This is a genomic window from Blastococcus litoris (genome assembly GCF_003075095.1).
Taxonomy (GTDB): Bacteria; Actinomycetota; Actinomycetes; order Mycobacteriales; family Geodermatophilaceae; genus Blastococcus_B; species Blastococcus_B litoris.
The window spans coordinates 1-450 of record NZ_QCZF01000066.1; the positions used below are offsets into that span (position 1 = coordinate 1).

Genomic DNA, 450 nt, shown 5'->3' on the forward strand with positions numbered 1-450 from the left:
TAGCCCAGCACCGGCAGCCACGCGTAGACCTTCACCCCGGCGCGGGTTTTCAGCTGCCAGGCGACGCGGTTGAACAGGTCCGCGCGCATCGGCAGGTGCCGGTTCGGGAAGTACAGCGCATCGGCGGTGTTGTTGCCGTCCGGGTCGGCGAAGGCCTGCAGGTAGACGTGGGTCGGGCCGATCCGCTTCACGCGCTCGATCAGGGCATCCAGGTTGCGTGCCTGCTGTGCAGGGTCGCTGTCGTAGACCGAGTCCATATCGATCTGCAGTGCACGGGTACCGTCCAGGTTGACGTTGCGACGCAGCTCGAAGGCCAGCGAGGTGACGTTCGGATTGCTGGTCACCAGCAGGCGTGCCAGGCCGTGCAGGTCGGCAGTCACCGGCGTGCTGCGTCCTTCCAGGTCGAAGGAAACCGGCATGCCCAGCTGCTCGGCGATGTCATTGCTCAAC

1 protein-coding gene is annotated in these 450 nt (G+C 65.8%); it reads right to left on the reverse strand.

Going from position 1 to position 450, the window contains the following annotated elements; genetic code table 11:
* The coding region (locus tag DCS98_RS22635; protein ID WP_206340417.1) for a poly-beta-1,6-N-acetyl-D-glucosamine N-deacetylase PgaB at positions 1-450 on the reverse strand (450 nt) is incomplete at both ends.